General features: G+C 71.0%; 21 protein-coding genes. 14 read left to right on the plus strand and 7 right to left on the minus strand.

The window, feature by feature from the left end:
* From HQ603_RS16740 to thrC, 6 genes are all read left to right on the plus strand, one after another.
* On the plus strand, positions 1–1066 hold a 1066-nt coding region (locus HQ603_RS16740; RefSeq protein ID WP_222685902.1), incomplete at its 5' end, for an adenylate/guanylate cyclase domain-containing protein.
* Positions 1067–1075: 9 nt separating this feature from the next.
* Positions 1076–2188, plus strand: coding sequence for a spore photoproduct lyase family protein (locus HQ603_RS16745; RefSeq protein WP_222685903.1), 1113 nt, complete (start codon positions 1076–1078; stop codon positions 2186–2188).
* 2 nt (positions 2189–2190) lie between these two features.
* On the plus strand, positions 2191–3006 hold the full coding sequence (locus HQ603_RS16750) for a DNA-formamidopyrimidine glycosylase family protein (RefSeq protein ID WP_222685904.1): 816 nt from the start codon (positions 2191–2193) through the stop codon (positions 3004–3006).
* Between the two features lie 100 nt (positions 3007–3106).
* The gene (locus tag HQ603_RS16755; RefSeq protein ID WP_222685905.1) at positions 3107–3655 is read left to right on the plus strand and encodes a hypothetical protein; all 549 of its coding nucleotides are present in this window, start codon (positions 3107–3109) and stop codon (positions 3653–3655) included.
* Positions 3656–3665: 10 nt separating this feature from the next.
* Complete coding sequence (locus tag HQ603_RS16760) at positions 3666–4874, plus strand: low temperature requirement protein A (RefSeq protein ID WP_222685906.1); 1209 nt, start codon at positions 3666–3668, stop codon at positions 4872–4874.
* Positions 4875–4933: 59 nt separating this feature from the next.
* Positions 4934–6382, plus strand: a complete 1449-nt coding sequence (gene thrC, locus HQ603_RS16765; protein ID WP_222685907.1) for a threonine synthase — start codon at positions 4934–4936, stop codon at positions 6380–6382.
* Between the two features lie 29 nt (positions 6383–6411).
* Here the strand turns inward: thrC and HQ603_RS16770 are convergent, their stop codons facing one another.
* Entirely contained in the window at positions 6412–6903 is a 492-nt protein-coding gene (locus HQ603_RS16770; protein WP_222685908.1) for a MarR family winged helix-turn-helix transcriptional regulator, read from the minus strand.
* A 171-nt stretch (positions 6904–7074) separates the two neighbouring features.
* Here HQ603_RS16770 and HQ603_RS16775 point away from each other — a divergent pair, with 171 nt between their 5' ends.
* The 4 genes from HQ603_RS16775 (at position 7075) to HQ603_RS16790 (ending at position 10661) form a co-directional block, all read left to right on the plus strand.
* A complete protein-coding gene (locus tag HQ603_RS16775; protein ID WP_261773989.1) occupies positions 7075–9174 on the plus strand; it encodes an MMPL family transporter in 2100 nt (699 codons plus the stop codon).
* The gene (locus HQ603_RS16780) at positions 9171–9776 is read left to right on the plus strand and encodes a lipocalin family protein (RefSeq protein WP_222685909.1); all 606 of its coding nucleotides are present in this window, start codon (positions 9171–9173) and stop codon (positions 9774–9776) included. Before HQ603_RS16775 ends, HQ603_RS16780 begins: the two co-directional genes overlap by 4 nt.
* A gap of 77 nt (positions 9777–9853) precedes the next feature.
* On the plus strand, positions 9854–10234 hold the full coding sequence (locus HQ603_RS16785; RefSeq protein WP_222685910.1) for a hypothetical protein: 381 nt from the start codon (positions 9854–9856) through the stop codon (positions 10232–10234).
* Positions 10227–10661, plus strand: coding sequence for a hypothetical protein (locus tag HQ603_RS16790; protein WP_222685911.1), 435 nt, complete (start codon positions 10227–10229; stop codon positions 10659–10661). Before HQ603_RS16785 ends, HQ603_RS16790 begins: the two co-directional genes overlap by 8 nt.
* Here HQ603_RS16790 and HQ603_RS16795 read toward each other — a convergent pair.
* Positions 10658–11086 carry a type II toxin-antitoxin system Rv0910 family toxin gene (locus HQ603_RS16795; RefSeq protein ID WP_222685912.1) on the minus strand — a complete coding sequence of 143 codons (429 nt, stop codon included), beginning with the start codon at positions 11084–11086 and terminating at the stop codon, positions 10658–10660. The two genes, HQ603_RS16790 and HQ603_RS16795, sit on opposite strands and share 4 nt — an antisense overlap.
* Before the next feature lie 134 nt (positions 11087–11220).
* On the opposite strand from HQ603_RS16795, the gene HQ603_RS16800 reads away from it, so the two are divergent.
* Positions 11221–13518 (plus strand): ATP-dependent DNA ligase, encoded by a 2298-nt coding sequence (locus HQ603_RS16800; RefSeq protein WP_222685913.1) that lies wholly within the window; start codon positions 11221–11223, stop codon positions 13516–13518.
* A gap of 220 nt (positions 13519–13738) precedes the next feature.
* Positions 13739–14956, plus strand: coding sequence for a lipase family protein (locus tag HQ603_RS16805; RefSeq protein WP_222685914.1), 1218 nt, complete (start codon positions 13739–13741; stop codon positions 14954–14956).
* Positions 14957–14960: 4 nt separating this feature from the next.
* On the opposite strand, the gene HQ603_RS16810 is transcribed toward HQ603_RS16805, so the two are convergent.
* The 4 genes from HQ603_RS16810 to HQ603_RS16825 all read right to left on the minus strand — a co-directional run bounded on the left by HQ603_RS16810 (position 14961) and on the right by HQ603_RS16825 (position 20550).
* On the minus strand, positions 14961–16832 hold the full coding sequence (locus HQ603_RS16810; protein ID WP_222685915.1) for an ABC transporter ATP-binding protein: 1872 nt from the start codon (positions 16830–16832) through the stop codon (positions 14961–14963).
* Positions 16833–16872: 40 nt separating this feature from the next.
* Complete coding sequence (gene lon, locus HQ603_RS16815; protein WP_222685916.1) at positions 16873–19188, minus strand: endopeptidase La; 2316 nt, start codon at positions 19186–19188, stop codon at positions 16873–16875.
* Between the two features lie 101 nt (positions 19189–19289).
* Positions 19290–19685 (minus strand): OsmC family protein, encoded by a 396-nt coding sequence (locus HQ603_RS16820; protein WP_222685917.1) that lies wholly within the window; start codon positions 19683–19685, stop codon positions 19290–19292.
* A gap of 55 nt (positions 19686–19740) precedes the next feature.
* Positions 19741–20550 carry an alpha/beta fold hydrolase gene (locus HQ603_RS16825; RefSeq protein WP_222685918.1) on the minus strand — a complete coding sequence of 270 codons (810 nt, stop codon included), beginning with the start codon at positions 20548–20550 and terminating at the stop codon, positions 19741–19743.
* Positions 20551–20685: 135 nt separating this feature from the next.
* On the opposite strand from HQ603_RS16825, the gene HQ603_RS16830 reads away from it, so the two are divergent.
* Together HQ603_RS16830 and HQ603_RS16835 are read left to right on the plus strand one after the other, a co-directional pair.
* Positions 20686–21276, plus strand: coding sequence for a DUF4190 domain-containing protein (locus HQ603_RS16830; RefSeq protein ID WP_222685919.1), 591 nt, complete (start codon positions 20686–20688; stop codon positions 21274–21276).
* 62 nt (positions 21277–21338) lie between these two features.
* On the plus strand, positions 21339–21605 hold the full coding sequence (locus HQ603_RS16835) for an autophagy-related protein 2 (RefSeq protein ID WP_222685920.1): 267 nt from the start codon (positions 21339–21341) through the stop codon (positions 21603–21605).
* A 3-nt stretch (positions 21606–21608) separates the two neighbouring features.
* Here HQ603_RS16835 and HQ603_RS16840 read toward each other — a convergent pair whose 3' ends face one another.
* Complete coding sequence (locus HQ603_RS16840) at positions 21609–22112, minus strand: ribonuclease H family protein (RefSeq protein ID WP_222685921.1); 504 nt, start codon at positions 22110–22112, stop codon at positions 21609–21611.
* Positions 22113–22186 lie beyond the last annotated feature (74 nt).

Raw genomic sequence — 22186 nt, forward strand, 5'->3', positions numbered from 1 at the left:
CCCCACCCCCGACCCCGCCGACGCCACCCGACGCCGCGTCGAGGACGCCGTCCTCGGCTCCCCCGCGTCGTACACCCGCGACGAGGTCGCCCGACGCGCCGGCGTCGACCTCGACCGCGCCCGACGCCTGTGGGTCGCCATGGGCTTCCCCGTGTCTCCGGACCCGGACGCGGTGATGTACACCGACGCCGACGTCGAGGCGCTGCGGGCGCTCACGACGCTGGTGGACCGGAACGTCGTGGAGCAGTCGATGGAGGTGGCCGTCGCCCGCACGCTCGGTCAGTCGATGTCCCGGCTCGCGGAATGGCAAGTGGGCGTGGTCAACTCGTACATCGCCGCGCGCATTCGCGAGGACGAGGCCGCGGGCGGCGAGACCGATCCGGACCGCATCCGCCACGACGCGCGGGAACTGGCCGCGGACACCGTCCCGGCGCTCGAGATGCTCCAGAACTACGTGTGGCGTCGTCACGTCGCCGCGGTGGCGGGGCGGTCGCTGGACGTCGACGGGTCGTCGGACACCCGCCGCACCCTGGCGGTGGGGTTCGCCGACATGGTCGGCTACACCTCGCTGACGCGGCGCCTCGACGTCGACGAGTTGACGTCGTTGCTCGAGGAGTTCGAGTCGGTGGCCGGCGAGGTCATCGCGCGCGGGCACGGATCGGTGGTGAAGAACGTCGGCGACGAGGTGATGTTCCAGTGCGCCGACCCGGTCGACGCGGCGCGGATCGCCCTGCGGCTGCACGAGGCGTTCGCGGACCGCGACGACGTGCCCGCGCTGCGGGTGGGCATCGCCCTCGGGCCCGCGCTGGCCCGCTTCGGCGACCTGTACGGGTCGGTGGTCAACATCGCCGCGCGCCTGACGAGCAACGCCCACCCCGGCACCGTGCTGGTCGACGAGCACACGGCCGAGGCGCTGTCGGACGTCGACGAGTTCTACCTCAAGTCGCTCCGCCCGCTGCGGGTCCGCGGCTTCCACAAACTGCGCACGTTCGCCCTGCGACACAACCGGGCGCACCACCCCGATCACGGCAGCGCACGGGAAGGATCGAGCGACTCCGGGCGTTGATCCGAGGCAATGACTCCTCCCCGGACTCCCGCCGCGACCGCCCTCGTCGAGCCCACCCGCCTGTGGACGCCGAAGCACGTCGTCGTCACCGCCTCCGCCGCCGACCTGCCGCACACCGCCGAAATCCTGCGGCGCTGCGCGGCCGCGGGCGTCGACGACGTGACGATGCTGCCGGGCGATCGCATCACCGGGTTGCGTGCCGGGTCGGACCGCGAGGTGTACGCGCGGGCGAAGTCCACCCTGGCCGTCGTCGTCGCCCCGCCGAGTGCCCGCAAGCCCCAACCGATTCCGCCGAGTGCGGACTGGCGCATCGACCTGGCCAAGGGCTGCCCCGCGCACTGCCAGTACTGCTACCTGGCGGGCTCGTTGTCGGGGCCGCCGATCACCCGCGTCTACGCCAACCTCGACGAGGTGCTCGCGCCGATCGCGACGCACGTCGGCCGGGGCTCGGTCACGTCCGGCACCGCCGAGCGCGCCCACGAGGGCACCACGTTCGAGATGTCCTGCTACACCGACCCGTTGGGCATCGAGCGGGTCACCGGGTCGCTGGCCGCCTCGATCGCGCGCGTCGGCGCGGGCGAGTTCGGCGACGACGCGTCGATCCGGTTCACCACCAAGTTCGACGACGTCACCGAGCTGGCGACGCTCGATCACCGCGGGCGGACGCGGGTGCGGTTCTCGGTCAATGCCGCCGACGTCGCCCACCGGTTCGAGGGCGGCACCGCCCGCATGCCCGCGCGGTGGGCGGCGCTGCGCACCCTGGCCCTCGCGGGGTACCCGGTGGGCGTGACCATCGCCCCGATCATGCCGATTCCCGGCTGGCGCGAACAGTACGGACGGATGCTCGCCGACCTGGCCGACGCCGTCGCGGACGTCCCCGATCTCGACCTCACCGCCGAGATCATCACGCACCGCTTCACGCCCGCGAGCAAGGACGTGCTGCTCGGCTGGTACCCGGCGACCAAGCTCGAGATGGACGAGGACGCGCGCAGTGCCAAGCGGTCGAAGTTCGGCGGGGTCAAGTACGTCTACCCGAAGGACGTGATGGCCGAGATGCGCTCGTGGTTCACCGCCGAACTCGAGCGGGTGGTGCCGTCGGCGCAGCTGCTCTACTGGACCTAGCCGTGCCGGAAGGGGACACCGTCTTCGCGCTCGCGCGTCGGCTCCGGCCCGCCCTCGACGGGCAGCGACTCGCCGTCGGGCGCCTGAACGTCCCCGCCCACGCGACCGCCGACCTGTCGGGTCGGACGGTGCTCGGGCATCGCACCGTCGGCAAGCACCTGCTCACCGATCTCGACGACGGCCTCACCCTGCACACCCACCTGAAGATGACCGGCTCGTGGACCGTGACCCGGCCCGGCCGACGCCTCCCGCGCCGGGTCGCCCCCGACGTCCGGGTGGAGCTCGGCGTCGCCGACGGGCCGACCGCGTACGGCATCACGCTGCCCGTCGTGCAGCTCATGACCACGCCCGACGCCGCCCGCGCGCTCGCCTACCTCGGCCCCGATCCACTGCACGACGACTTCGACGCCGCACTCGCCGCGGCGAACGTCCGCGCGGATCCGCGGCCGGTGATCGCGGTGCTGCTCGACCAGCGCGTCATGGCCGGGCCGGGCAACCTGTGGGCCAACGAGCTGTGCTTCCTCCGCGGCCTCGGCCCCTGGGTTCCCGCGTCGGATGTCGACGCCGATCGACTGGTCGCCCTGACCCGGAAGACCATGCGGCATTCCGCGACCGTGCCCGGTGCGATGCAGGTGACCACCGGCGACACCCGACCCGGTCGGCAGCACTGGGTGGCCGGACGGGCCGGCAAACCCTGCCTGCGCTGCGGCACCACCATCCGCGTGGTGGCCGAGGTGCCCGGCGACCCCGAACGTCGTCGTACCTGGTGGTGCCCGCACTGCCAACCGGGCCCGCCGCCGGATCGACCCCGGGGCTGACCCCGGGCCGACCCGGGCCGAAGCGGACGGGGTCACGACGGTCGGCGTTTCGACGGTCGGCGCACGGGTAGTTCGAGGCTCCCCCTCGAAGGAGTTCCCCATGGCTCGAGCCACTCTCGCCCACCTGCTGCACGACGTCGGCATCGCCGCGTGGTTCGGTGGCACGCTCGCGAACGCGGTCGCCCTGAACAAGGCCGCCGCGAACGCCGACACCGCCTCCTCGACGGGATCCGTCGCCAACGAGGGGTGGGACCGATGGACGCCGGTCAACGCCGCCGCGATCGGGGTGCACCTCGTCGGCGCGACGGCGCTGCTGAAGAACGACTACGGCCGGCTGAAGAACCAGGACGGCGTGGCCACGATGGCGGTCGTCAAGACCTCGTTGACCGCGGCCGCGCTGGCCGTCACCGCGTACAGCCGCGTTCTGGGGCAGACCGTCTCCCGGCAGGGCGCGGTGCCGGCCGCAGACGGCACCACGCCCACCGCGTCGACGCCGCCGCAGGTGGCCGCCGCGCAGCAGAAGCTGACCGCGTTGCAGTGGGTCGTCCCCGCTCTGACCGGCGGCGTCGTCGCGGTGTCGGCGTACGCCAGCGAGCAGTTCCGACCCGACCAGGTGGCGCGGGGCGTGCTGTCCCGCATCGCCGGCTGAGTCGCGGCCGGTGGACACCCCGTCGGACGAGCGCGACGGTGCCGATCAGCGCACGCCGCTGATCGAGCCGCCGACCCTGCGCACCGAGGACGATCGAGCCGCCACCCGGCTCGAGCTGTTCTTCGACCTGGCGTACGTCCTGGTGGTCCACCAGCTCGCGCTCGCCCTCACCGCCGACGTGACGGGGCGGGGCGTCGCGACGTTCGTCGGCCTCTTCGCGGTCACGTGGTGGTCGTGGGTGACCAGCACTCTGTACGCCAACCGCTTCGACACGAACGACGTGCTCTACCGGTTGCTCAAGCTCGCGGCGACGTTCGCGGTGGCGGTCATGGCCGCCGCCGCGGCCACCGCGGTGGGCGGCGACGGGACGGTGGCCTTCGGCGTCGGCTACATCGCCACGCGGGTGATCCTCGCCGCGCTCTACCTGCGCGCCCGACGGCACATTCCCGACGTCCGCGTCACCGTCGACCTGTACCTGGCCGCCACGACCGTGAGCATCGCGCTGTGGGCGGTGTCGCTGTTCACCCCGTCCCCGATCACGTACGTCCTGTGGGCGGCCGGCATCGCCGTGGAGGCGGCGGCTCCGTTCGCCGCCACCCGGTGGGGTCCGGACGTGCCGCTGCACCTCGACCACTTGCCGGAGCGGTTCGGCCTGTTCGTCATTCTCGTGCTGGGCGAATCGATCTCGGCCATCGTGCTGGGGACGAAGGACACCCACTGGGCGCTGCCGTCCATCGCCGTGTCGGCGCTGGGGTTCACCATCGCGGCGGCCGTGTGGTGGATGTACTTCGACATCGGCGGCGCGGAGGCCAAGACCGAGATCCAGGACGACGAACGGGCGGTCGGGAGCGGACGCGCCGACGGGTACATCTACGGCCACCTCCCGCTGACGCTGGGGGTGGCGTTGCTGGGAGTCGGGATCGAGCAGTACGTCCTGCATCCGGTGGGCGAGCTGACCGACATCGGGCGGTGGCTGCTCTCCGGTGGCGTCGCCCTCTTCGTCGTCGGGGTGTGCCTGGTCCTGGCCTGGTCGTCGGGCGGGTGGCGGATGGTGGTCCCGTGGCCGGCCCTGGCCGTCCCGGTGGTGCTCCTGGTCGGCCTGGTCGACACGGCGCTGCCGTTCGCGTCGGCGATCGTGCTCGCCGTCGGTGCCGTCGTCACCGTGATCACCGGTGTCGTACGGCGACGTCGGAGTCCCGTCGTCACCACCGAGACCTGAGCGGAGGACGTGCGGGTAGGTTTGGGCCCACCGATCGGCCGTCGACCAGGAAGACAGTGATGCAGTATCAGTCCACGCGGGGCCACGACGTGCCCCAGCACTTCTCGGACATCCTGCTCGGCGGCCTGGCCCCCGACGGCGGTCTCTACCTGCCCGCCGAGTATCCGCAGCTGACGACGGACGAGCTCGAGTCGTGGCGATCGCTCGCCTACGCCGACCTCGCCTACGAGGTGCTGCGGAAGTTCGTCGACGACATTCCCGAGGACGCGCTGCGCGACATCACCCGGCGGACCTACACCGCCGACGTGTACTGCAACGGCCGCCCCGGCGACGACACCGCGCTCATCACCCCGCTGCGCACCCTCGGCGAGGAGCAGGGCGCGCCGCTGCACCTCCTGGGCCTGTCCAACGGGCCGACGCTCGCCTTCAAGGACATGGCGATGCAGCTGATCGGCAACCTCTTCGAGTACACGCTGGCGCGCGACGACGCCGAACTGAACATCCTCGGCGCGACCTCGGGGGACACCGGCAGCGCCGCCGAGCACGCGATGCGCGGCAAGCGCGGTATCCGCGTGGTCATGCTGAGCCCGCACGGCCGGATGAGCAGCTTCCAGCGGGCGCAGATGTTCAGCCTGCAGGACGAGAACATCGTCAACCTCGCGGTCGAAGGCAACTTCGACGACTGCCAGGACATCGTCAAGGCCGTCTCGCGCGACGCGGAGTTCAAGGCGCACCACGCCATCGGCACGGTGAACTCGATCAACTGGGCGCGCGTCGTCGCGCAGGTCGTCTACTACGTGCACGGCTGGTTGCTCGCCACCGACGGACCGGGGCAGCGGGTGTCGTTCTCCGTGCCGTCGGGCAACTTCGGCAACGTCTGCGCGGGCCACATCGCCCGGTGCATGGGGCTGCCGATCGACCGCCTCGTCGTCGCCACCAACGAGAACGACGTGCTCGACGAGTTCTTCCGCACCGGCGTCTACCGTCCGCGGTCGGCCGCCGAGACCCACCACACGTCGAGCCCGAGTATGGACATCTCGAAGGCCTCGAACTTCGAGCGGTTCCTCTACGACCTGGTCGATCGCGACGCCGCCCGGCTGGGCGAGCTGTTCTCCCGCCTCGACACCGAGGGCGGCTTCGACTTCACCGGCACCCCCGAGTTCGACCGCATCGCAGGCGATTTCGGGTTCGTCTCAGGCAAGAGCACGCACGCCAACCGCGTCGAGACCATCCGCGACGTGCACGAGCGCTACGGGGTGGCGATCGATCCGCACACCGCCGACGGCGTCACCGTCGCGCGGCACCATCTCACCGCGGGCGTGCCGATGATCGTGCTCGAGACGGCCCTGCCGGCGAAGTTCGCCGACATCGTCCGCGAGGCGCTCGGCCGCGAGCCGGAGCGGCCGACGGCGTTCGAGGGCATCGAGGACCTGCCGCAGAAGTTCGACGTGGTCCCGGCGGACGCGGACCGCGTGAAGGCGGTCATCGCGGAGCACGCCGGGCGTTAGACGGCGTCAGCCGGGACGCCCACCCGGCGTCAGCCGGCCAGTTCACGGTGGTAGGCCGCCATCGCGGCGGTGAGGGCGCCGAACACGCGGTGGGCGGCGTCGAGGTCGGTGTCGGGCAGGTCGGCCATGGCCGTCCGGACGTGCACGCCGAGCGGGCCGAAGAACTCGCGGGCCACCTCCATGCCGGGCTCGTCGTACCGCAGGATGACCCGTCGTCGATCGCGGGTGTCCGGTTCGCGGCGGATGTGGCCGGACGTGATCATGCGCTCGACCAGGTAGGTCATGGCGGCCGAGGACAGCCCGAGGACGGAGCCGAGCTCACCCGGCGACACGGGCCGACCGCCGACGTCGGCGACCATGATGTGCAGCAGCGCTCGGAAGTCGTTGGCGCTCAGGCTGTGCTGGGCTCCGAATACTCGACCGAGACGATCGGACTCGGCGGTCATCGCGCGCACGTCCGACGCGATGCGGGACTCGAGCTCGGCCCGCTCGGGGGTAGGACTGCCGTCCTGGGCTGACATCGACACTCCTTCGACCGGAGTCAGACTACTCGCGTCGAAGTATCTCAGTTGCTGAATCATCAAGAAACTGAGATAGTTGACGCCGTGAGCGCACCATCTGCACCCGCCGACTCGTCGTCCCCGTCGTCCCCGTCGTCCCCGTCGTCGTCGCTGTGGGGGCGCGTCTCCGCTCTGGTCTCCTCGCGCCGATCCTGGATCGTCGCGCTGATCGTCACCATCGCCGCCATCGGACTGGTCGGCGGCGTGGGGGCCAACGACGCCGCCGAGAGCTCCCCCAGCTCGGTCCCCACCGACGCGGAATCGGCCCGCGCGAGCGCGCTGCTCGAGCAGTTCCCCGACGCCGACGTCGCGTCGACCATCCTCGTGGCCACCCGCGCCGACGGCGGTACGCTCACCCCGCAGGACCTCGCGGCCGTCGACGAGGCGCGCGGTCGCATGCTCACCGTCGACCGCGGTCTCGACGCCGATTCCCCGGCAGCACCGGTGATTCCGTCGCCCGACGGTCAGGCGGCCATCGCCCCGGTGCAGCTGTCGACGGCGGAGACCGGACTCGGCCTGTCCGACACCGTGACCGAGCTGCGCGACGCCGCCCGCGACGGTGCGCCCGCCGACCTCGTCCTCCAGGTGACGGGTGGGCCGGCGTTCGGCGCGGACATCGCGAACTCGTTCTCGGGCGCGAACTTCGTCCTCCTGGGCGTCACCGCCCTGGTCGTGGCGGTGCTGCTGATCGTCACCTACCGCTCGCCCGTCCTGTGGCTGATTCCGTTGGCCGTCATCGGATTCGGTGATCGCGTGGCGTCGTCGGTCGGCACGGCCGTCGCCGAGCTGACCGGACTGTCCTTCGACGGCAGTACGTCCGGCATCACCAGCGTGCTGGTGTTCGGCGCGGGCACCAACTACGCCCTGCTCCTCATCTCCCGCTACCGCGAGGAACTGCGGCGCGAGGCCGACCATCGCGTCGCACTGCGCCTGGCCGTGCGCCGCGCCGGCCCGGCGATCCTCGCCAGCAACGCCACCGTGGTGCTCGCGCTGCTGACCCTGCTGCTCGGCACCCTGCCCAGCACACGGAGTCTCGGCGGACTGGCCGCGGCCGGACTGGTGGTCGCCGCGATCTTCGTCCTGTTCGTGCTCCCCCCGTTGCTTGCCCTGTTCGGGCGAAAGCTGTTCTGGCCGTTCGTCCCCCGCGTCGGTGATCCCGAACCGACCGACAAGGGCGTCTTCTTCCGCATCGCCTCCGGGGTGAGCCGCCGCCCCGGCCGCACGGCCGTCGTCTCCATCGTCGCCCTCGCGGTGTGCGCGCTCGGGCTGATCGGCACCAGCGTCGGGCTGTCGCAGACCCAGCAGTTCCGCGTCGAGGCCGAAGCCGTGACCGGCATCGACACCCTCGCGGAGCACTTCCCGGCCGGTCAGTCCGATCCGACCGTGGTCATCGCACGGACCGACGCCGCCCCCGCCGTCCAGGACGCACTGGACGCGACCCCCGGCGTGGTCTCGGCGACCGAGTCGGCCGCGTCGACCACCGGGCTCACCGAATGGGCCGTCGTCCTGGACGGCGAACCGGCCTCCGATGCCGCGTTCGACGCCGTCCGGGCCGTGCGCGGCGAACTCTCCGCCGTCCCGAACGCCGACGCCGTCGTGGGCGGCAGCGACGCCGAGGCACTCGACACCGCCGACGCCGCGCAGCGGGACCGCCTGGTCATCATCCCGGTGATCCTCGCCGTGGTGCTCGCCGTCCTGTTCCTGCTGCTGCGCTCGGTGGCCGCGCCGCTGATCCTGGTGGCCACCACGGTGCTCAGCACCGTCGCCGCGCTCGGTGTGGGCAGCTGGGCCAGCCAGACCGTGTTCGGGTTCCCGGCCCTGGGCGACAACGTGCCGCTGTTCGCGTTCCTGTTCCTCGTCGCGCTGGGCGTCGACTACACGATCTTCCTGGTCACCCGCGCGCGGGAGGAAACACCGCAGCACGGCACCCGGACCGGCATCGTGCGCGCGGTCGCCTCGACGGGTGCGGTCATCACCAGCGCGGGCATCGTGCTCGCCGCCGTGTTCGCCGTGCTCGGTGTGCTGCCGCTCATCCTGCTCACCCAGCTGGGCATCATCGTCGGCATCGGCATCCTTCTCGACACGTTCGTCGTCCGGACCGTCGTCATCCCGGCGCTGTTCACGCTGGTCGGTCCCCGCATCTGGTGGCCGACCGCGCTCGACCCCGAATCCGAAGAACCCGCAGAACCCGAAGATCCAGGGACACCCACTCACGAAGGAGCTCACCGATGAAGCGCACGTTCGCCCGAGCCGCCGCTGCTCTCGCCCTCGCCACCGGAGCCGCCCTGGCCGGCAGCGGCGCCGCCTCCGCCCAGCCGCTGTGGGAGCCGCTGCAGCCGATCCAGAAGCTGGACGTCGAGCGCTACACCGGCGACTGGTGGCAGCTCGCCGCCGTGCCGCAGCCGTTCAACCTGAACTGCGCGAAGGACACCAAGGCCAACTACCAGCTGCTCGACCCGGCGAACGTGCGCGTGCAGAACACCTGCACCCGCTGGGACGGCGGCCGCAACGAGATCCTCGGCAACGCCCGCGTCAACGACCCGGTCACGCAGGCGCAGCTGCACGTGAGCTTCCCCGGCGTCCCCACCCAGGACAACCCGGACGGCCCCACCAACTACATCGTCACCTACATCGCCGACGACTACTCGTGGGCCCTGGTCGGCGATCCGTTCCGCACGTCGGGCTTCGTCCTCTCGCGCTCCCCGCAGGTGAGCACGGAGAAGTGGCAGGAGATCCGGCGCGTGGTCGAGAGCCGCGGCTACAACGCCTGCCTGGTGCTCACTTCGCCCACCACCGAGGGCTCGAACGAGATCCGTCCGCTCTGCACCGTCTGACCCACTGTGGACCGTCGCGGTGGCTCGCGTCACCGCGGCGGTCGGCGGGCTTCGCTCGCCGATAAACTGGGCTCACCATGCTCACACCCATCACGGTCGCGCTGTACGTGCTTCCCCTCGTCGCCGCGGGGTGGGCGACGGTGAAGATCGTCCGCGACAAGCCGTTGCTGCTGGCGCACCGCAGCGACCGCGTCTTCTTCCGCTTCCTCGTCGGCATCGAACTGCTGGTGATCGTGCAGGCCGTCGTCGGCTTCGTCAGCCTGGCGGTCACCGATCACCAGGTCCACGCCGTGACGTTCGGCGCCTACCTGATCGGGCTCGCGCTGCTGCTGCCCCTCGGGATGTGGTGGTCGCTCGGCGACCGCAGCCGCGGCGGCACCGCCGTCCTCGTCGTCGTCACCCTCACGCTCGCGGTCATGGTGCTGCGACTGACCCAGATCTGGAACGGCCATGCCTGACGCCCACACCGCCGACACCCGCGCGACCCTGGCGGCCACCACACGGTCCGGACCGGGTCGCATCCTCATCGCCCTCTACGCGATCTTCTCCGTCGCCGCGACGTCGCGGTCCGCCGTGCAGATCGCGACGCGATTCGACGCGGCCCCGATCGCCTTCCTGCTGTCGGCGTTCGCCGCCGTGGTCTACATCGTCGGGACCGTCTGCCTGGCCCGCGCCTCGGTGGTCTCCCGGCGGATCGCCACGATCTCGTGTGTGGTCGAACTGGTCGGCGTCGTGGCCGTGTCGATCGCCAGTTACGCCGCGCCGCAGGAGTTCCCGGAGCCGACGGTCTGGTCGCACTTCGGGTCCGGCTACCTCTTCGTGCCGGTGGTCCTGCCCGTCGCCGCGCTCTGGTGGTTGCGGCGCACCGAGCGTGCCGGCGACTAACCCAGCTTGGCCAGGTTGGTCACCGAGTCCCGCACGTCGGATTCGAGCACCTTGGCCACGACGGTGCCGATCGGGCCGCTGAGCAGCCCACCGCGGAAGTTCGCCTCGAGGGTGAACGTCGACCCCGCGTCCTTCGGCGCCACCAGCATGCGCAGATCGATCTTGACGCCGCCCTTCCCGGTGCCGAGCAGCGCGATCTCGTGCGGCTTGTCGTACTCGGCGATGGTCCAGGTGATGACGTTGCGGAACCCCTTGACCTTGATGAGGGAGTCGACCGTCACGCCCTCGTGGAGCGTCGTCGGGATCGGGCTGCGCCACCCACCGAAGATGGTCATCCAGTCGTCGAAACCCGACAGGTCCGACGCCCGCGCCCAGGCCTCGTCCGGTGTCATCGTCGATTCCACCGTCACGTTCACTCCCGCCACGCGGTCCCTCGCTCCCTGTCGTCGTGCTCGCACCGGTTCCCCGGCGGCCCGGGTCCGGGTCCACCTGTACCCACCGCGGACTCGCCACAACCGTCCCACGGTCGGGTGGCACACGCCCGCCTAGGCTGGACCGCATGCCACCCGCCGGGTCCACGCGCCGCGAGATCGGTGGGCACGCGCTGACCTTCACCAATCCGGACAAGGTCCTGTATCCGGAGACCGGCACCACCAAGGCCGAGGTGATCGACTACTACCTCGCCGTCGCGGACGCCATGCTGCCGCACCTCGCCGGGCGACCGGTCACCCGCAAGCGCTGGCCCAACGGCGTCGACCACCCGGCGTTCTTCGAGAAGAACCTGGCCGCATCGGCCCCGGAGTGGTTGGATCGCAGGCGGATTCACCATTCCGACCGCGTCGTCGTGTATCCGGTGTTCCACGGCCCGGCGGACCTCGCGTGGCTCGGGCAGCAGGCGGCGCTCGAGGCGCACGTTCCGCAGTGGACCTTCGATCGGGACGAGCAGGGCAAGGCCACCCGCATCGTCTTCGACCTCGATCCGGGCGACGACGTCGACCTCGACACGTGCGCGGAGGTCGCGTGCGCGGTGCGGGCGATGGTCACCGACATCGGACTGACCGCATTCCCACTCACCAGCGGCAGCAAGGGCATTCACCTCTACGTGCCGCTGGAGAAGCCGGTCACCTCGGCGGGCGCGTCGACCGTCGCCAAACGCGTGGCGACGCTGCTGGAGGGCACGATGCCGGACCTCGTCACGGCGTCGATGTCCAAGGCGCTGCGGCCGGGCAAGGTGTTCCTCGACTGGAGTCAGAACAACGGCAAGAAGACCACCATCGCGCCGTACTCGCTGCGCGGGCGCAGCCGGCCGACCGTGGCCGCCCCGCGGACCTGGGCGGAGATCGAGGGCGGTGGTCTGGCGCAACTGACGTTCACGGAGGTCGTCGACCGGCTGCACCGCGACGGCGACCTGCTCGCCGACCTCGACGCCGCGGTGCCGGGCGGCACCTCCGACCGGCTGGGCCCGTACCGCGGCAAGCGCACGACCTCCCGCACGCCCGAGCCGGTTCCCACCGAGCAGGTGCCCGAATCCGACCGGAGCACAACCACGTTCGTCATCCAGGAGCACCACGCCCGGCGGCTGCACTACGACTTCCGACTCGAGCGCGACGGCGTCCTGGTCTCGTGGGCGGTGCCGAAGAACCTGCCCACCGACACGTCCTCGAACCACCTGGCCGTCCACACCGAGGACCATCCGCTCGACTACGCCTCGTTCGAGGGGACCATCCCGTCGGGCGAGTACGGCGGCGGCGAGGTGACCGTCTGGGACCACGGCACGTACACCACCGAGAAGTGGCGGGACGACGAGGTCATCGTCACCCTCGCCGGCGACCGCGTGGCCGGCCGCTACGCCCTGATCCGCACCGGCGGCGATCAGTGGCTGGTGCGCCGGACCAAGAAGAACGCGTCGGGCATCCCGCAGGGCGACGCGGCGCTGCCCACCCGGGTTCGTCCCATGCTCGCGACCGCCGGTGAGCTCGACGCGCTCGACGCCGACCAGTGGTCCTTCGAGGGCAAGTGGGACGGCGTACGCGTGGTGGCCACGTTCGACCGGGGCGAGGCCGTGCTCGAGAGCCGCACGGGGCAGGACCTCACCCGTCGCTACGCGGGCATCACGGTGTTGGCGGCGGACCTCGCCGACCACCGGGTGGTGCTCGACGGGGAAGCCGTCGCGTACCGGGAGGACGGCGTCACCAGTTTCGAGCTCCTGCAGGACGCCCATCCCGACGACGTCCAGTACATCTGCTTCGACATCCTCCATCTCGACGGCACCGATCTCACCGGCAAGAAGTTCACCGACCGACGCCGCATCCTCGAGTTGCTCCTCACCGGCCTCGAATCGGCGACGGTGTCCCCGCTGATGGCCGGCACCCCGGCGGGCGCGCTGGCGGAGAGCGAACGACGGGGTTGGGAGGGCATCGTCGCCAAGCGCCGCGATTCCGTCTACGAGGTCGGCCGGCGCAGCACCGCGTGGATCAAGGTGAAGAACTGGCGGACGCAGGAGGTCGTGATCGGCGGGTGGCGGGCCGGGAAGGGCGGGCGGGCCGGCAGCATCGGCTCCCTCCTGCTCGGCGTGCCCGACGGCGTCGGGCTGCGGTACGTGGGCCGGGTGGGAACGGGATTCACCGAGCGCGCCCGCACCGATCTGCTCGACCGGTTGCGCCCGCTGGTGCGGGACGACTCGCCCTTCGACCGTCCGCTGCCGACCGCCGATCGCAAGGACGCCACGTGGACCGAGCCGACGCTGGTCGGCGAGGTGCGGTTCTTCGAGTGGACGGACGGCGGGTCGCTGCGCCACCCGAGTTGGCGTGGGCTTCGCGAGGACAAGAACCCCGGCGACGTGGTGCGCGAAGCCTGACGCGGACCGGCCGCACCCGGGACCGCTCACAACACCGGCGCATTCGATTGCCGGTACTCGACGTGCATGGTTACGGTTCGGATACGGAGCGGGGTGCCGGTTTCCGTGCCGAACGGCGCGGTCGGCGTCGGTTGTCCGGGGGAATTCGTTCACTCGATTGCCGACGTGCCATCATCGGCACCGATAACCGCACGGTCGGTTCGTAGGGAGTGGTAGCACCGTGGGCATAATCCGTCGTTCGTTTCTCAGCGCCGTGGGGGCCGTGGCGGCCGTGGCGGTCGTGCTCGCGGCACCCGGCACGGCCTCGGCCGGGGCGCAGTTCCCGATTCCCAACGCCGATCCGTTCTACTCGGAGGGTGGGGACATCTCCGGGGTCGCCCCCGGCACCGTGATCGCGGCGCGGCCGATGCCCAACCCGCCGAACTTCGTCGGCGTGAACACCTGGCAGCTGGCCTTCCGCAGCACGTCCAGCCTCGGTAAGCCGATCGTCGGCGTGACCACGGTCTTCGTCCCCGTGAACAAGGCACCGGACGGGCCGCTGCTCTCCTACCAGCAGATCGTCAACGCCCTCGGCCTGAAGTGCGCGCCCTCGCAGGCCCTGTACTCGACGGACCCCAACGTGGTCATCCGCGACGCCGCCGCGCTCAACGTCGTGTTCCAGCGCGGATGGTCCGTCGCGATGCCGGACCACCTCGGCCCCACCAGTGCCTACGGCGCCGCCAAGCTCGGTGGTCAGATCACGCTCGACGGCATCCGCGCCGCCCAGAACTTCGACCCGCTGCAGCTGCGCAACAGCCCGGTCGCGATCGCCGGGTACTCCGGCGGCGGCATGGCGACGGCCTGGGCCGCTGCCCTCGCCCCGTCGTACGCCCCCGAGCTGAACATCGTCGGCAGCGCCCAGGGCGGCGTGCCGATGAACCTGATCAAGATGGCCTACCTGCTCGGGGAGACCAACCCGCATCCCACCTTCGGCCTCGCGCTCGCCGCGGCCATCGGTCTGGGACGCGAGTACCCGGACACCATGCCGGTGTCGGAGAGCCTGACGCCGCAGGGCACGGCCATGATGAACCAGGTGGCCAACTCCTGCACCAACGACATCCTCGCCGTCGGGGCCAATCACAGCGCCGCCGAGATCACGGCCAACCGGTCCGTGTTCCAGGATCCCGAGGGTCGCCGGGTGGTCGAGGAGAACAGCCTGGAGCTGTACCCCGGCGTGCCGCGTGCCCCGATCTTCGAGTGGCACAGCCCCACCGACGGGCTCATCCCCGTCGACGCGATCGACAACTCGACGGCGCGGTACTGCGCAGCCGGCACGCCGGTGCAGACCCTGCTGACGCCGACCCCCGATCACCTGTCGGCGGCGCTCCTGGGCCTGCCCGCGGCGCTGCAGTGGCTCGTCGATCGCTTCGCCGGCCTGCCCGCACCCAGCACCTGCTGACCGGTCAGGTGCGGACGGGCTCGTCGAACTGGGTGCGGTAGAGCTCGGCGTACCGGCCCGACGTGGCCAGGAGCTCCACGTGCGTGCCGCGCTCGACCACCCGGCCGTCCTCGATCACCAGGATCTGGTCCGCGGCGCGGATGGTCGAGAGGCGGTGCGCGATGACCAGGGACGTACGCCCGTCGAGCGCCTCGGCCAGTGCCTCCTGCACCGCGGCTTCCGACGTGGAGTCCAGCGACGCCGTGGCCTCGTCCAGCACCACCACCCTCGGATGCGCGAGGAGCAGGCGCGCGATGGTCACGCGCTGACGCTCACCGCCGGAGAATCGGTAGCCCCGCTCCCCGACGACGGTGTCCAGACCGTCCGGCAGCGACCGCACCAACTCGCCGAGCCGCGCGCGCTCCAGGGCGGACCAGACGTCGTCGTCGGTCGCCTCGGGGCGGGCCAGGGTGAGGTTGGACCGCAGGGTCTCGTGGAACAGATGCCCGTCCTGGGTCACCATGCCCACCGTCGCGCGGACCGACTCGGCCGTGAGGTCGCGGACGTCCACGCCGGCGAGACGCACCGCACCGCCGTCGACGTCGTAGAGGCGGGAGACCAGCTGCGCGATGGTCGACTTCCCCGCGCCCGACGATCCCACGAGGGCCACCATGTGCCCGGGCTCGGCCCGGAACGAGATGCCGTGCAGCACCTCCTCACCGCCGCGCGAATCGAGGACGGCGACGTCCTCCAGCGAGGCCAGCGAGACCTTGTCGGCGGACGGGTAGGCGAACCGGACGTCGTCGAACTCGACCGTGACCGGCCCGTCGGGCACCGGACGCGCGTCCGGCGCATCGGCGATCAGGGGTTCGAGGTCGAGGATCTCGAAGACCCGCTCGAAGCTGACCACCGCGCTCATGATGTCGACGCGCGCGCTCGCGAGCGCGGTCAACGGCGCGTAGAGACGCGTGAGCAGCAAGGACATGGTGACCACCGACCCGGCGTCGAGGGTGCCGCGCAGGGCGTAGAAGCCGCCCAGCCCGTAGACGAGGGCCAGCGCCAGGGCCGAGACCAGGGTGAGGGCGGTGACGAAGGTGGTCTGCACCATCGCGGTGCGCACACCGATGTCCCGCACCCGGCCGGCCCGCGTCGCGAACTCCTGCGACTCGTGATCGGGGCGCCCGAACAGCTTGATCAGCGTGGCGCCGGGCGCGGAGAACCGCTCGGTCATCTGCGTCGACATCGCCGCGTTGTGCCCCGCCGCCTCGCGCTGCAGCGTCGCGAGTTTCGCGCCCATTCGCCGGGCAGGGATCACGAAGACCGGCAGCAGGATCAACGCGAGCAGGGTGATCTGCCACGAGATGCCGATCATGACGACCAGCGTCAGCAGCAGGGTCACCAGGTTGCTGACCACGCCGGACAACGTGCCGCTGAACGCGCGCTGCGCGCCGATGACGTCGTTGTTCAGGCGGGAGACCAGCGCTCCCGTGCGAGTCCGGGTGAAGAACGCGATCGGCATCCGCTGCACGTGGTCGAACACCCGGGTCCGCAGGTCGAGGATGAGGTTCTCGCCGATGCGCGACGACAACCACCGGTTGGCCAGGCCGCTCGCGGCGTCGAACAACGCCACCGCCGCGATGACGACGGCGAGGATCAGCACCGTGCGGAACTCCACGCCGCGCACGATGCCGTCGACCACCCGCCCCGCGAGGATCGGCGTCGCCACGGCGAGCGCCGCCGACACCACGCTGAGGATCAGGAACCCGATCAGCAGGCCCCGGAGCGGGCGGGCGAACACCAGGATCCGCCGCAGGGTGACACGGGAGAACGGGCGTGCGTCGGTGTTCTGATGCATGCCGCGATACATCTGGCTGTACGCCACCGATTCCATGCTCACGACGCGCTCCTCCACTCGTCCGACCGCACCGGGTACCCGCTCACGCCGCCGGGGTCTCGGCCGCTCGCGCTACCGGCTCCAGCGCAGCCGCGACGATATCCGCCACGTCCGACATCGGACGGACGTCGAGGGCGCTCAGGACGTCGGCGGGGACGTCGTCCAGATCGGGTTCGTTGCGGATCGGCACGAACACCGTGCTCAGTCCCGCCCGCTGCGCGGCGAGCAGCTTCTGCTTCACCCCGCCGATGGGCAGCACGCGGCCGTTCAGCGACACCTCGCCGGTCATGCCGACGTCCGAGCGCACGGGCCGTCCCGTCGCCATCGACACCAGGGCGGTGACCAACGTGACGCCCGCGGACGGCCCGTCCTTGGGCACCGCGCCGGCGGGCACGTGCACGTGGATCGTGCGGTCGAGCGCCGCGGGGTCCACCCCGAGCTGCTCGGCATGCGCCCGCACGTAGGACAGGGCGATCTGGGCGGACTCCTTCATCACGTCGCCCAGTTGGCCGGTGAGCGTGAGACCCGGCTCCGTCCCGGTGCTGCTCGCCTCCACGAAGAGGACGTCGCCGCCGAGGCCGGTCACCGCCAGTCCCGTGGCGACGCCGGGCACCTCGGTGCGCTCGTGCGCCTCCGGAGTAAAGCGGGGCCGACCCAGATAGCCCGTCAGGTCGTCGGCGTCGACGGTGATCGGCCCGGTCTCCGCCGCGGCGATCTTGCGCAGCGTCTTCGCCACCAGACGTTCGACCTGTCGCACACCCGGCTCGCGGGTGTACTCGGCGGCGATGCGGCGCAGGGCCGCCTCGGTGAACCGCACGTCGTCGTCGGTCATCGCCGCGCGGTCGAGCTGACGCGGCAGGAGGTGGTCGCGCGCGATGGCCACCTTGTCGTCCTCGGTGTAGCCGTCGACGGTGACCAACTCCATGCGGTCGATCAGCGCCGCCGGGATCTGCTCGACCACGTTGGCGGTCGCGAGGAACACGACGTCCGACAGGTCCAGATCGAGGTCGAGGTAGTGGTCGCGGAAGGTGTGGTTCTGCGCCGGATCGAGCACCTCGAGCAGGGCGGCGGCCGGATCGCCGCGGTGGTCGGATCCCACCTTGTCGATCTCGTCGAGCAGGACGACGGGGTTCATCGACCCCGCCTCCGCGATCGCCCGGACGAGACGACCGGGCATGGCGCCCACGTACGTTCGGCGGTGGCCGCGGATCTCGGCCTCGTCGCGGACGCCGCCCAGCGCGACACGGACGAAGCGGCGGCCCAACGCGCGGGCCACGGATTCACCGAGCGAGGTCTTGCCGACGCCGGGCGGACCGGCCAGCACCATCACGGCGCCGGAGCCGCGTCCACCGACGACGGACAGGCCGCGCGACGCACGACGAGCGCGCACGGCGAGGTACTCGACGATGCGGTCCTTCACGTCGTCCAAGCCGTGGTGATCGGCGTCGAGTACGACGCGAGCGGCGACGAGGTCGGTGGTGTCCTCGGTGGTGGTCGCCCACGGCAGGCCCAGCACGGTGTCCAACCACGTTCGGATCCAGCCGGTTTCGGGGCTCTGGTCGCTCGAACGCTCCAGCCGCTCCACCTCGCGGAGCGCGGCGGACCGCACGGCGTCCGGCAGGTCGGCGGACTCGACGCGGGCGCGGTAGTCGTCCGCCCCGTCGGGCTCGGTCTCGCCCAGCTCCTTGCGGATGGCGGCGAGTTGCTGACGCAGCAGGAAGTCCTTCTGCGTCTTCTCCATGCCCTCGCGCACGTCGCCGGCGATCTTGTCGGTCACCTCCATCTCGGCGAGGTGATCGGTGGTCCAGCGGATCAACGTCGCCAAACGGGTTGCGACGTCCGGGGTTTCGAGCAGCTCACGCTTCTGCACGTCCGTCAGCCACGACGCGTAGCCGGCGGTGTCGGCCAACGCCGACGGGTCGGTCAGCTTGGTCACCGAATCGATGGCCTGCCACGCCTCGCGGCGCTGCAACAGTGCCAACACGAGCGTCTTGTACTCCGCAGCCGACGCGCGGACGGCATCGGTGGGCTCGTCGGCGGCGACGATCTCCGCCTCGACCCACAAAGCGGTTCCCGGCCCGCTCACACCGGCGCCGAGATGCGCGCGGGTGCGGGCCTCGAGCACCGCCGCCGGCGCGCCGGTCGCGAGGCGCCCGACCTGCACGATGGTCGCCACCACGCCGTACGCGGGGTACCGATCGTCGAGCCGAGGTGCGACGAGGAGCCTGCCGTCCGCCGACGTGCGCGCCGCGTCGATGGCAGCGCGGGCGGCGTCGTCCAACTCGACGGGCACCACCATGCCGGGCAGCACCACGGGGTCGTCGAGGAAAAGCACGGGCAAGCGAGTGGGTTCGCTCATGGGGTCCTCCAGGGTTCAGCGTGCTCGGCTCAACCTCGCGGACGAGGACGCTGTTCCCGGGTGGGGACCCTGTTCGCTGGGGGCGTACGACGCCCCCGATCTCAGCTGGTCAGCGCAACGTCGACACCGGTGACGGACTTCAGGAACGGGCAGATCGAGCGCGCTTGCTCGAGGACGTCGCCCGCGTTCTCGACGCCCGGCAGGGTGACCGAGAGGCGGTAGGTGGCGTCGTACCCCGCGCCGTCGGCAGCGGCGAGAGTCACCGCTCCCTCGACCGACGCGCCGTCGAGGCTGCCGCCGACGGTGCCGACGGCGATGCGCAGGGATTCGAGCAGACAGGACGACAACGCAGCCGCCATCAGCTGCTCGGGGTTGGTGGCGCCGCCGGGTCCACCGAGGTCGGCGGGCTCGTGGACGTCGAGGGTCAGCACGTCGTCGCTGGAGGTGACGGATCCGTCGGTGGCGGTGACAGTGGCGGTGTACAGGTCCTGGCTCATGGTTCTCGGGTGTCCGCCGCGGACCGCGGGCAAACCCTCGCCGTCGAGGCGGGATTCACGACGCGAGGAATCGTCCGACCACGGACACGAACGTCTCCGGCTCGTCGAGGAAGACGGCGTGGGAGCTGTTCTCGAACAGCTCGAACTGCGCATTCGGCAACGTGTCGGCCACGAATCGTGCTGCCTCCCAGGGGAATGCACGGTCGTGGCGACCGACGATCACCAACGACGGGAGCGTGAGGCCGGGCAGCAGATCGCGCCAGTCGTGGTGCGTGTGATCGGCCATGACCGCGTTGCGGGCCGACGACGTCATGCGCGACATCTCCTCGACCAGGACGTCCACTCGGCCGTCGGGAAGGTCCGTCGCGGTGATCTCGTCGACCTGCTCGCGGTCGAACGCCGCCCGGTCGTAGGTGACCCGGCCCTGCACGGCGGCGAGGGTCGCGTCGTCGAAGATCGAGTGGTGGGCCAGCGTCCAGTCCGGTGCGCGGTACTGCTTGGGGGTCTGCGCGACGTAGACGGCCTGCCGCAGACGATCGGTCCCGAACAGCTCCTGGTAGCTCCAGATCACCGGGCAGCCGAGAGACCAGCCGAGCACCGTGACGTCGTCCAGGTCGAGGGCGACGATCAGGTCGCGGAGGTCCGCGGCGAGCCGCGACACCCGGTAGCCGTGGCCCGGATCCTCCGACCGGCCGTGGGCCCGGAGGTCGACGGCGATCACGCGAGCGTGCTCGGCCAGCCCCGGAACCACGTCGGCGAAGAACTCACCACTGAATCCCCAGCCGTGCAGGAGGATCAGCGGCCGACCCGTCCCGCTCTCGGTGTAGTGCAGGGTGGTGCCGTCGCCGACCGTCACGGTGCTCATCGCTACCCCGTACCCGAATCTCCCCGCGCGGTAACGGTGCGGTCACACCCGCGCTCGGGGTACCCCGTGTCCGATTACAGTCGCGACTACCAGCCGAGACACGTCACGGGTCCCGGCTCGACCCCGAGGAGCCCCATGACCGGTCCCAGTTACCCCGGCCAGCCCGGACCCGACGACACTCCCCGCGACTCGGGCCAGTACCCCCCGCCCGGGCAGTACGGCTCGAGCCCGCAAGGCGGGCAGTACCCGCCCCCGCCCGGCGGACAGTACGGCCAGAGCCCGCAGGGCGGACAGTACGAGGCCGCCCCGCAGTACGCGGGCGGCTATCAGCAGCAGCCGCCGGCGAGTCCGAAGAACGGCATGGGAATCGCCGCGCTGGTGGTCGGCATCCTGGCGCTCCTGACGTCGTTCACGATCTTCGGCGGCATCGTGCTCGGCTTCGTTGCGGTGATCCTTGGTTTCATCGGGCGAAGTCGAGTCAAGAAACTCGTAGCCACCAACAAGGGGATGGCGACCGCCGGAATCGTGCTCGGTGTGCTCAGTATCGTCGTGGCCGCCGCGCTGGTGTTCTTCGGCTTCCGCCTGTTCCAGGAGGTCGGCGGCCAGGATCTGACCGAGTGCCTGTCGAACGCGGGCAGCGATCAGGCGAAGGTCGAGCAGTGCCAGCAGGAGTTCACGAACAACATCGAGGAGCGTTTCTCGGTGACCCTCACACCGACGCCCTAGGCTGATCCACCTGTGACGCGGATGCCCGGTTGACGACCCCGTCGACCGGGCATTCCCGTGTCATGAGCGATGCCGCGAACACTCCTGTCGACACCACCAGCGTCGATCCCCGCGAGGCCACTCGGGGCACGGGCGCCGACACCGCGCAGTCCGAGTCCGAACGTGACGAGGCGATCCGCGAATTCGATCACCACGCGGAGACCGACGGCCCGGACACCCTCGACCGCAGCGAAGCGGTGGTCGACGAGGGCAAGACACTGGGCACGCCGGATCCCGAGGACGTCACCCCCGGCGACAAGGACGACAAGCAGACGACGCGGTCGGAGTGACCGTCAGAAGAGCGTGACCGGTTCCGCCGCGGCCATCGCCACGGCGGACCCGGCCGGCGGGCTCTCCTCGAGCGTGCCGTCGCGGACTCCCCGCGCGGCCTCACCGGCGAGCTGGTCGGCCATCTCGTTGTATTCGTTGCCCACGTGCCCGCGGACCCAGCGGAACCGCACGGGGCCCTCACGCTCGGTGATCGCGCGATCGATGGCCCGCACCAGGTCGAGATTGCGCACCGCGGTGCCGGTGGACGTCCGCCACCCCTTGCGCTTCCAGCCCGGCAGCCATTCCGACGCGCACTTGATGGCGTACTGACTGTCTGCCTCGATGAGCAGCGGCTCCGCGCCCGGGTGCGCGAGCACGGCCTCCAGCAGCGCTCTGAGCTCGGCGATCTGGTTGGTGCCGGACGACGCTCCACCCGATGCGCTGGGTCCGGTGTGGTCGACCCAGGCCCAGCCGATGGCGCCGCCCGGGTTCTTCAGGCAGGACCCGTCCGTACTCACGATGATCACGTCCGCGACAGTATCCGCACCCACCGACACGGTCCGGTTCCCGCGCCGACGTCGCCCGCACCGGGGTTCCCCTA

It is taken from the genome of Rhodococcoides corynebacterioides (genome assembly GCF_019834675.1).
Taxonomy (GTDB): Bacteria; Actinomycetota; Actinomycetes; order Mycobacteriales; family Mycobacteriaceae; genus Rhodococcoides; species Rhodococcoides corynebacterioides_A.